The 8,267-nt window shown below is 66.7% G+C and carries 10 protein-coding genes and 1 pseudogene; 2 read left to right on the top strand and 9 right to left on the bottom strand.

Features of this window, described 5'->3' with window-relative positions:
* Positions 1-86: 86 nt before the first annotated feature.
* Entirely contained in the window at positions 87-494 is a 408-nt protein-coding gene (locus ACIY1X_RS22090) for a hypothetical protein (protein ID WP_399684771.1), read from the bottom strand.
* Positions 495-713: 219 nt separating this feature from the next.
* On the opposite strand from ACIY1X_RS22090, the gene ACIY1X_RS22085 reads away from it, so the two are divergent.
* Positions 714-1,706, top strand: a complete 993-nt coding sequence (locus ACIY1X_RS22085) for an IS30 family transposase (RefSeq protein ID WP_399684768.1) — start codon at positions 714-716, stop codon at positions 1,704-1,706.
* 1 nt (position 1,707) lies between these two features.
* Here the strand turns inward: ACIY1X_RS22085 and ACIY1X_RS22080 are convergent, their stop codons facing one another.
* The 5 genes from ACIY1X_RS22080 to ACIY1X_RS22060 all read right to left on the bottom strand — a co-directional run bounded on the left by ACIY1X_RS22080 (position 1,708) and on the right by ACIY1X_RS22060 (position 6,054).
* Positions 1,708-2,181 carry a hypothetical protein gene (locus ACIY1X_RS22080; protein WP_399684765.1) on the bottom strand — a complete coding sequence of 158 codons (474 nt, stop codon included), beginning with the start codon at positions 2,179-2,181 and terminating at the stop codon, positions 1,708-1,710.
* Between the two features lie 368 nt (positions 2,182-2,549).
* The gene (locus tag ACIY1X_RS22075) at positions 2,550-3,479 is read right to left on the bottom strand and encodes a heme o synthase (protein WP_399684762.1); all 930 of its coding nucleotides are present in this window, start codon (positions 3,477-3,479) and stop codon (positions 2,550-2,552) included.
* Entirely contained in the window at positions 3,469-4,686 is a 1,218-nt protein-coding gene (locus tag ACIY1X_RS22070; RefSeq protein WP_399684759.1) for a heme A synthase, read from the bottom strand. Before ACIY1X_RS22070 ends, ACIY1X_RS22075 begins: the two co-directional genes overlap by 11 nt.
* A gap of 1 nt (position 4,687) precedes the next feature.
* The gene (locus ACIY1X_RS22065; RefSeq protein WP_399684757.1) at positions 4,688-5,287 is read right to left on the bottom strand and encodes a hypothetical protein; all 600 of its coding nucleotides are present in this window, start codon (positions 5,285-5,287) and stop codon (positions 4,688-4,690) included.
* Entirely contained in the window at positions 5,284-6,054 is a 771-nt protein-coding gene (locus ACIY1X_RS22060; RefSeq protein WP_399684755.1) for an SURF1 family protein, read from the bottom strand. Before ACIY1X_RS22060 ends, ACIY1X_RS22065 begins: the two co-directional genes overlap by 4 nt.
* Positions 6,055-6,123: 69 nt before the next feature.
* Between ACIY1X_RS22060 and ACIY1X_RS22055 the strand changes: the two genes are divergently transcribed.
* Positions 6,124-6,342 (top strand): twin transmembrane helix small protein, encoded by a 219-nt coding sequence (locus ACIY1X_RS22055; RefSeq protein ID WP_399684752.1) that lies wholly within the window; start codon positions 6,124-6,126, stop codon positions 6,340-6,342.
* A 140-nt stretch (positions 6,343-6,482) separates the two neighbouring features.
* Here ACIY1X_RS22055 and ACIY1X_RS22050 read toward each other — a convergent pair whose 3' ends face one another.
* From ACIY1X_RS22050 to ACIY1X_RS22040, 3 genes and pseudogenes are all read right to left on the bottom strand, one after another.
* Positions 6,483-7,376 (bottom strand): cytochrome c oxidase subunit 3, encoded by an 894-nt coding sequence (locus tag ACIY1X_RS22050; protein WP_399684750.1) that lies wholly within the window; start codon positions 7,374-7,376, stop codon positions 6,483-6,485.
* 23 nt (positions 7,377-7,399) lie between these two features.
* Positions 7,400-7,975, bottom strand: a complete 576-nt coding sequence (locus ACIY1X_RS22045) for a cytochrome c oxidase assembly protein (protein ID WP_399684747.1) — start codon at positions 7,973-7,975, stop codon at positions 7,400-7,402.
* A gap of 4 nt (positions 7,976-7,979) precedes the next feature.
* A pseudogene (locus ACIY1X_RS22040) lies at positions 7,980-8,267 on the bottom strand (hypothetical protein); the annotation flags it as partial.

Raw genomic sequence — 8,267 nt, 5'->3', positions numbered from 1 at the left:
CCAAGGCCGAATACACGACTGCAACCGCCCTAAGCCAGAAGCAGGTCATCAGGCCATAGTTGCAGGAGGAGTCCATACACGAATTGTTAGGGCTCAGCCCGGGTGCCGTAATAGAAGTAGACAATCTGTCCCGCATCTTGAACACCAGTGCCCCATAGTGGTTCGTTCTTACTGACAATTGTGCCGTCCGGCAACTCTATTGCGTCGCTCTTGGCATATGCAGGAAATGATGCGAGCTCTGGCCTGGCTTGGAGCCAGCCGAGCAGTTCCGACGCCGTGAACGGACGATCTTCAAGCTTGAAGTACGAACCTAAACCCTCAGGAACAAGGATGACCTCATCATCGGGCTCGACGGAGTAACTGCCCACATACATGACAGTGATATCGCTGCCTGGACCGTCTGTGTATGTAGCGACACCAACGCGCCAGTCGGAGGCGATTGGAAACTGATCTAAGGCCGCTTTTAGATCTTCTACAAGGTCCGAAACAAGCATTTCTGAGCCCTAACGCTCAAGTTAAGCCGAATTGCAGCGCGTAGCTGGCCACATGGCAAGCTCTTTCTGCCATGTGGACGGCGTAGCGATGCAATTTCGGCTTGAACGCCTTGTTAGGTCGCGCGAGTTAACAAAGTAAGTGCAACACCCGAGCCCCCCGAAGAAGGAGAGGTGAGCTGGCAGACTGGAAGGGATCACTCCGGCAAGAGACGATCCCGCATGTACCACCAGCTCACCGAAGCCGAACGATACACCCTGTCCGTGTTGAAGCGGGGCGGCTACTCGTGCCGCAGCATCGCCCGGATCATGCAGCGCGACCCGAGCACCATCAGCCGCGAGATCCGGCGAAACTCCACCACTGCCCCGCACCTGCCAAGGCCCTTCTACGCGCCCAGCAAGGCCCAGGAACACGCCAATGGCCGGCGCCGCCGCAGCCGCCGGGGCAAGCACCACGGCCCGGAGGTCTACGCGCACATCGAGGCGCTCCTGGCCCAGGCCCAGTGGAGCCCGGAGCAGATCGCCAGCCAGCTGCCCGACCGGCTCGGGATCACGCTCAGCCACATGACCATCTACCGGCACGTGCGGCGGGACCAGCGCCGGGGCGGGACCATGTTCCGGTTCCTGCGCCACGGCGGGAAGCGGCGCCGAAAACGCACCTACGGCCCGGAGAAGCGGGGAAAGCTGGGCGGCAAGCCCATGATCGATACCCGGCCCGCGGAGATCGAGGAGCGCCGGGAAGTCGGCCACTGGGAAGGCGATACGGTCATGGGGGCCAGCGGAGAACGGGCGTGTCTCCTGACGCTGGTCGAGCGCAGCACCGGCTTGGCCCAGGTGGTCCGGCTGCCGCACCGCACGGTGCGCGCCGTCAACCGCGCGACGATCCAGTTGATCCAGGACAGCGGCTTGCCCTTCAAGACGATCACCTGGGACAACGGCACCGAGTTCCACGGCTACCGGGAGATCGAGGCCGCCACCGGCGTGCGCTGCTACTTCGCCTATCCGCATCATCCATGGGAACGCGGCAGCAACGAAAACTTCAATGGGCTGCTGCGCCAATACTTCCGCAAGGGAAGACCGTTGGCCCGCACGCGGCAGAGCGACTGCGATCAGGCGACGGCTAAACTCAACCAGCGACCAAGGAAACGCTATGGCTTCCAGACACCAACGCAACGCCTCCAGAAACTCTCAGGCGCGTTGCACTTCGCGTGTTAATTCACCGATTGCCTCCGGCTACCCGAGACGAGATCTCAGGCTCCGCCAAAAGTTCATTGAGCAGCCGACCGTCTCGGTTGGCGACATGACCATTTAGGATGAACTTAAAGGAAAGGCAGAACCCGCACAAACGGTCATTTGACTGAATGATGGACTGAAAGTCTGGCGCGCGGTAGACAAATACCTTGGACAGGTCGATGTCGTCTCCGAGAGAGCTGCGAGGATCAAATAGAAGCACAGCATCCGGCAGGCTTGGGCTCTCACCCCAAGTCCAATGGGCCAATTTGTTTCTGTCGTTCTCGTTCGTCTTTGCTATGGCCAAGATTGCTTTAAGAACACGCAAATCATCCGGCCGATCGGTTAGCGCCGATGACGCAGCGGCAGTAACAGCCGCGTTCTTAGCAGACTGACCCGCGAGAGAGAGGTATACGTTAGCGGCTAACGAGCCGTGGCCGCCAAACAGATCGACGAACAACCGAAGCAGGAAAGCCTCTACGTTTGACCAAGAAGCTAAAGATTCGATTGCGAGAATGGCTAAGTCGGGATGGCGGGATAGAGGGCGATCACCCGCATTCCCAAGGATCAGGCCCCCTTTCGGTGCTACCCGGGACAGCGGTTGTGGCACAGCAACCCCTAACGCTATCTAGCGCCCAAAACAGGCAATACGCCAAATCCTCTACCCGCGGCCACCCGTCGTCAAATCAACAAAATCAACAGCATCGACGACGTGACTACCCTCCGTCACCACTTCCATATCGACGCTTCCGGGGTAAACACCGCGCATATCGCGTATTCCGCGCTCTAACGAACCCAACCGGAACCCCGCGGAAATTCAGGCGCCCCCTACCCCACCGGCACAAACTCCACCCCCGCCACCGGCTCCAGCCACGGCAACAGCCAGTGGTCCACCAGCAGGAACGCGAAGAGCGCCATCAGGTACACGACCGAATAGTTGAACACCCGCATCGCGTAGAACTCGTCCGGCGGGTCCAGCAGGCGCCAGGCGTACCAGAGGAACATGCCGCCCAGCACCAGCGCGCCGCCCAGGTAGAAGTGGCCGCTCATGCCCACCACCCACGGCAGCACGCTCACCACCACCAGCAGCAGGGTGTAGAGCAGGATCTGCCAGCGGGTGTATTCGACGCCGTGGGTCACCGGCAGCATCGGCACCATCGCGCGCGCGTAGTCGGCACGGCGGAAGATCGCCAGCGCCCAGAAGTGCGGCGGCGTCCACACGAAGATGATCAGCACCAGCAGCAGCGCGTGCGCCCAGCCCCACTGGTCCTGCATGCCGGTCACCGCGGCCCAGCCCAGCAGCGGCGGCGCCGCGCCGGCCACGCCGCCGATCACGATGTTCTGCGGCGTCGCCCGCTTCAGGTAGCGCGTGTACACCACCGCGTAGCCGATCAGCGAGCAGAACGTCAGCACCGCGGTGATGGTGTTCACCCACAGCAGCAGGATCAGCATCGACGCGGCCCCGAGCACCAGCGCGAACACCAGCGCCTGTCGCGGGGTCACCTGCCCCACCACGATCGGCCGCCAGTTGGTGCGCGCCATCTTCGCGTCGATCCGCGAGTCCAGCAGCTGGTTGATCGTCGCCGCGCTCGCCGCGGCCAGCCAGATGCCGAGGAAGCCGAGCACCGATTCCCGCAGCGGCGGCAAGCCCGGCACGGCCAGGAACATGCCGATCGCCGCGGTGAACACGATCAGCGCCACGACCCGCGGCTTGGTCAGGCTCCAGTACTGGCGCAGGATCGAGGGCTCATTCGCCATGGTGGTCCCCGAGCTCCGGCGTGCGCAGGCGCACCAGCAGCGTCACCAGGGTGAACAGCAACAGCGCGGCGCCGGCGTTGTGCATCACCGCCACCTGCAGCGGCAGGGCCAGCTTGACGTTGAGGATGCCCAGCGTCACCTGCGCCAGCAGCAGCACCGCCAGCCCGCCGCCGAAGCCGCGCAGCCCCGGCGAGCGCATCAGCTTGATCGCCAGCCAGCCCACATAGAGGAACACCACCAGCGCGCCGATCCGGTGGCTCAGGTGGATCGCGATGCGCGAGGCGCCGTCGAGCACCCCGCCCTCGTAATCCACGCCGATCCCGCGCCACAGCACGAAGCCTTCGCGGAAGTCGTGCGGCGGCACCCACTGGCCGACGCACTTGGGGAAGTCGGTGCCGCAGGACAGCGCGGCGTAGTTGGCGCTGGTCCAGCCGCCCAGCGCGATCTGCAGGCCGAGCAGCACCAGCCCAATCGCCACCAGGCGCCGCAGCAGGCGCGTGTCCGGCACCCGGATCGGCCGGTCGGTGGCGCGCCACGCCAGCCAGCTCAAAAGCGCGAAGGTGGTCAGGCCGCCGAGCAGGTGCCCCATCACCACGATCGGCTTCAGCAGCCAGGTCACCGTCCACATGCCCAGCAGGGCCTGGAACACGATGACCGCCAGGGTCAGCGCGGCAATTGGAGGCAGCGCATGCGCCAGGCCGTGGCCGGCATGTCGCGACCAGCGCAAGGCGGCGAACAGCAGGATCGCCTCGCCGATCGCCGCCAGCACCCCCGCGGCCTCGTGCTGCCCGCGCATGTACAGCGGAATCGACACGCCCACCAGCGCCGAGGCCACCAGCACCTGGGCGATGCCGAAGCGTTCGCGGCGCGCCGCCAGCAGCGCGAGCACCAGCACCAGCACGCCCAGCGAACCGGCCAGCATGCGGTGCACCTGCTCGCGCCAGGCGCGGGTGTCGTCGAACGGCCGGATCGCGCTGGCGGCATGGTCGGCGGCGTCGCCCGGCGCCGATGGCCAGGTGGCCTGGCCGTAGCAGGTCGGCCAGTCCGGGCAGCTCAGGCCGGCGTTGGACAGGCGCACGAACGCGCCGAACACGATCACGCACAACGCCAGCGCGCAGGCCAGCCAGGCGATGCGGTGGAAGTGGCGATGCACCGGCGACTTCTGGCCGGGCAGCTTGAACACGACGGGGCGGGGCTTCAGGGTCATCTCAGATCAGTTTCAACAGCTTGGCCAGGTCCGCGCGCCACCCGCCCGGATCGGCTCCCGGAGGGTAACGCAGGATCACGAACCCGTTGGGATCGACGACGTACACGGGCACGCCCTGCTTGCCGTCCTCGGTTTGCACGTCCACGCGCGGCAGTTCCGCGCGCCACGCCGGATCCGGACGCAGGCGGCGCAGCGTGCGGTCGGCGGCCAGCGGCGCGGGCACGACGCATGCGGCATCCGGGCACGCCCAGAGGATGTCCACCCGGTCGGCGCGGCGGCCCATCAGGCGCCAGACCTTGTCCAGGTCCTCGGCAAGCTTGTCGCAGGCCGCGCCGCAATCGGCGGGCGGTGCCACCAGCAGGCGCCAGTTGCGCGCCGGCGGATTCCAGTCATAGGTGCCGCCGTCCAGCAGCAACGGCGCGCGTTCGCGCAGGTCCACCAGCGGCTCGAGCATTTCGCCGTGCACGTTGCTGCCCTTGGGCTGCCAGCCGGAGAAACGCAGGATGCCGGCAATCAGCATGCCGCCGAAGAAGATGCCGGCGATGAGCAGCAGCACCAGGCGGCCGCGCTTGCGGTCGGTTTGAGGGGTCATGTCGTTCATGGCGAGCGGGGCGTGCGGAAGGTGAGCACCAGCGCGATCACGAGCACCGCGGCGGCGAGGCCGAACCACTGCACGGCGTAGCCGAGGTGGCGCTCGGGCGGCAGGGTGTTGGGGAGGATGTCGAGATCGCGCGCGTAGGCGGGCGCGGACGGGAGGGGTTGGGCGGGGTCGAGCTTGAGGATGCGGGGGGCGAGGGTCGGGAGGTCGAGGGTGGTGGCCAGGGTGTCTGGATCCAGGGCCAGGGTCAGGAGAGCGTCGGGGCTGCCGCCCCTCCCACAAGTAGGGTCAGCGTGGCCTTTGCAGATGGGGACGGGGACGCCTTTGGCCAGGCCGGGGGATGGCGGGGGCATGAGCAGGCCGGCGACTTCGGTGACGTTGGCCGGGAGCGGGACGGCGGGCATGGTGCGGTCGCCGGGCACCGGGAGCCAGCCGAGCTCGACCAGCAGCGGGGTGCCGGCGTCGGGGACGAACACGCGGTAGGCGCGCACACCGGGACGCTCGTTGCGCGACTGGTTGTCCAGCAGCACCGGCGGCAGCGGGGCGAAGTGGCCGGCACCGCGGCTCCAGTGGTAGTCGCGGGCGTGCGCGGCGGCGGCGGCCTGCGCCAGCGGCACCGGCGTGCGCGATCGCACGGCCGCGTCCACGGCGGCCAGCATCGCGGTCTTCTCGTGCATGCGATCCAGCTGCCAGATGCCCAGCCGGGTAAACGCGGCGATGCCGAGCAGTGCCAGCGACCAGCCCAGCAGCAGGTTTCCCCGGCGGGTCACGCCGGCACGGCCGTCGGCTGCGATAATGTCCGCACCGCGCCGCCCGGGCGCGCCTCCGGACACGACCCCATGAGCGACTCCCTGAAAACGCTGCTGATCGTCGCTTTCCTGGTGGTCATCGTCTGGAACCTCGGCGCCGGGCTGTATTACATGCTGGTCGACAAGGGTACGACCAAGCGCACCGTGAACGCGCTCACCAAGCGCATCGCCCTGTCCGTGGGGCTGATCCTGCTGATCGGCCTGGCGATCTACATGGGCTGGATCACCCCGCACGGCGTCGGCGGCTGATCCCCGACCCCGTAGAGCCGACCCCGTAGAGCCGACCCCGTAGAGCCGACCCCGTAGAGCCGACCCATGGTCGGCTCTCTTCTCCCGTCCGGAGCCGAGCATGGCTCGGCTCTACAGGTGGTCGTTCGGCGTTCCCCGCGTCAGAGCACGTAAACGAACAGGAACAGCCCCAGCCACACCACGTCCACGAAGTGCCAGTACCAGGCCACCGCCTCGAACGCGAAGTGGTCCTCGCCGCTGAAGTGGCCCTTGAGGCAACGGAACCAGATCACCGCCAGCATGATCGTGCCCAGGGTCACGTGGGCGCCGTGGAAGCCGGTGAGCATGAAGAAGGTCGAGCCGTAGATTCCCGAGCCCAGGGTCAGGTTGAGCTCGGTGTAGGCGTGGATGTACTCCTCCGCCTGGAACAGGAGGAACGTCGCGCCCAGCAGCACGGTCAGCCCGAGGAACACGAGCAGCTGCTTGCGGTGGCCGGCCTTCAGCGCGTGGTGCGCGATGGTGACGGTGACGCCCGAGGTCAGCAGGATCAGGGTGTTGACCAGCGGCAGGCCCCAGGCCGGGATGGTCTGGTAGGTGCCGCCGATGTTGCCGGGGCCATTGCTCGGCCAGCCGGCGGTGAACTCCGGCCACAGCAGGGTGTTGGTCATCACCCCGTCGCCGGAGCCGCCCAGCCACGGCATCGCGAACTGGCGGGCATAGAACAGCGCGCCGAAGAACGCGCCGAAGAACATCACCTCGGAGAAGATGAACCAGATCATCCCCATCCGGAACGAGCCGTCGACCTGCTTGTTGTAGTAGCCGCGCACCGACTCGGTGATGACGTCGGCGAACCACTTGAACAGGATGCCGACCAGGCCGGCGATGCCGATGAAGAAGGTGGGCTTGCCCCAGGCGGCCTCGTTCAGCCAGCCGGAGAAGCCGACCATGGTGACGAACAGCGCCACCGAGGCGAACAGCGGCCAGCGGCTTCCGTGCGGCACGTAGTAGACGTTCGGATCGTGCGCGGCGTGGGCGTCGGTGCTGGGGTGGGCCATGGTTGGTCTTCCGTTTGCGTGGGTCAGGACGCGCCGAGCGCGTCGGTCTGCGATTCGTTCTTGAAGAAGGTATACGAGAGCGTCAGCGTGTGGATGTTGTCCGGCAGGTCCGGATCCACGATGAAGCGCACCGGCATGTCGCGCGATTCGCCGGGCTGCAGCACCTGCGCGGTGAAGCAGAAGCACTCGGTCTTGTTGAAATAGGCGGAGGCCCGGGCCGGCGCCACCGACGGGACGGCGTTGCCGACGATCGCGCGGTCGCCGTCGTTGCGGGCGAAGTACAGCGCCTCGTACTGTACGCCGGGCTGCACCCGCATCGTCACCTGCTCGGGCTCGAAGGCCCACGGCAGCTTCGAGTTCACGCCGCCGTCGAACTGCACCGTGACCCAGCGGTCGCTGGCCGCGGCGCGGGACTTGGCCGCGGCATCCGCCGGGCCCTGCTGCAGGCGCACGCCGAACACCTTCTGGCAGGCGATGTTGTACAGCGGCACCAGCGCGAAGGTGAAGGCGAACGCGCCCAGCGCCACGCCGAGCAGCTTCGCCAGCCCGGCGACGTTGCCCTTGCCCTTGCCCGTCGGTGGCGTACGTTCGTCCGTCACGTCCTTACTCGTAGTCCCGTTCCACGAAGTCGCCGTGGGCCAGGTCGCCGTCGCGGATCACCGGCGGCGTGGTGAAGGTGTGGTGCGGCGCCGGCGACGGCACGGTCCACTCCAGGCCCTTGGCCCCTTCCCAGGCACGCGCGGCAGCCGGGGCGCCGTTGCGCTTGGAGCTCCACAGGATGAAGAACATCAGGAACGGCGTGATGAACATGCCGAACGCGCCGATCGAGCTGATCAGGTTCCAGTCCGCGAACACCACGTTGTAGTCCGGGATGCGGCGCGGCATGCCGGC

Origin of the sequence: Xenophilus sp., from assembly GCF_044462705.1 — a bacterium.
GTDB lineage: Bacteria > Pseudomonadota > Gammaproteobacteria > Burkholderiales > Burkholderiaceae_C > Xenophilus > Xenophilus azovorans.
Note: the sequence above shows the minus strand (reverse complement) of the source record. Positions and strands in the feature narration are given on the sequence as shown.

Bases quoted from the DNA above. Each gene is read 5' to 3' on its own strand.
- ACIY1X_RS22090 (WP_399684771.1), bottom strand. From the start codon at position 494: ATGCTTGTTTCGGACCTTGTAGAAGATCTAAAAGCGGCCTTAGATCAG.
- ACIY1X_RS22085 (WP_399684768.1), top strand. From the start codon at position 714: ATGTACCACCAGCTCACCGAAGCCGAACGATACACCCTGTCCGTGTTG.
- ACIY1X_RS22075 (WP_399684762.1), bottom strand. From the start codon at position 3,479: ATGGCGAATGAGCCCTCGATCCTGCGCCAGTACTGGAGCCTGACCAAG.
- ACIY1X_RS22070 (WP_399684759.1), bottom strand. From the start codon at position 4,686: ATGACCCTGAAGCCCCGCCCCGTCGTGTTCAAGCTGCCCGGCCAGAAG.
- ACIY1X_RS22065 (WP_399684757.1), bottom strand. From the start codon at position 5,287: ATGAACGACATGACCCCTCAAACCGACCGCAAGCGCGGCCGCCTGGTG.
- ACIY1X_RS22055 (WP_399684752.1), top strand. From the start codon at position 6,124: ATGAGCGACTCCCTGAAAACGCTGCTGATCGTCGCTTTCCTGGTGGTC.
- ACIY1X_RS22050 (WP_399684750.1), bottom strand. From the start codon at position 7,376: ATGGCCCACCCCAGCACCGACGCCCACGCCGCGCACGATCCGAACGTC.